Raw genomic sequence first — 1012 nt, forward strand, 5'->3', positions numbered from 1 at the left:
GAGCCTTGACGCGAGTAAGCACGGCCTCACCACCTTTAGGAAGAACAAGTCCTAAACGAGTGCGGCGCAGCATTAGATCGTCTAAATGCACGACTAGTTGAGTTTCACAGGCATAAACAAGCTCAGCGAATATGGTATCACTAGTCAAGACTTTGTCTGCTAACTCAGGTTTCCTATCTACCAGCTCAACGATACGTTCTGCGCCAAAGCCATAGCGTCCTTTTAGCCTACGAATCTGAGGTGCATTGATATGAGCTGAAGCCATTACATGGTCAGTCTCAGGAAAGTGTGTACTCGACTTAAAGTCTTCAGGTTTCCGATTTAAATATCTCGCCGCCGTTTGAAGCACATCCAAGGCGATTAAACGATAAGTCGTCAGCTTACCTCCTGCAACGCTCACCATGCCTCGATTATCCCAGACAACATGTTCACGCTTTTCATCAGAAGGCTTTGCCGGTTTACTCAAGTCAGCTTCTTGCTTGCTAGAATGTTTACTGACAACAGGGCGAACACCCGAGTACGTCGCTATAACATCGCTTTCAGAAATCAAACTATTTGGGAATTGCTGATTCACAGCAGCTAACAGATACGCTACTTCGCCAGCGCTTATGCTGGACTCGTCTCGACTACTTTGCTTGTGATCAAGGTCCGTTGTCCCGACAACCGTCACACCTTCCCAGGGGAAAGCAAACACTGGCCGCTTATCTTTCGGGTGAAAAAAACTCACAGAATACGCCACTGGCAAGCGCCACTGAGGCAAAACTAAATGGCTGCCACGCAGAGGCCTTATTACTTTGTTTTCACCGAGCTGTTGTCGAAGTTCATCTGTCCATACCCCGGCAGCATTGATGACAACATTTGCCTGCAACTCAAACTGTTCAGCACTCAGTTGGTCTTTCAGCAAGACGCCCGTGACTCTGTCATTTTCGTCCTTGCTTACTTGCTCTGCTCGCAGATAATTGATCGCAACACCGCCGTCGCGATTGCCCTCTTCCAATACACGTAAAACCAA

The 1012-nt window shown here is 47.9% G+C and carries 1 protein-coding gene; it reads right to left on the reverse strand.

Going from position 1 to position 1012, the window contains the following annotated elements:
* Positions 1-1012 (reverse strand): glycerol-3-phosphate dehydrogenase/oxidase (locus tag A3757_RS24725; protein WP_156506573.1); only part of this gene is annotated, 1012 nt, incomplete at both ends.

Source organism: Oleiphilus sp. HI0117, assembly GCF_001635235.1.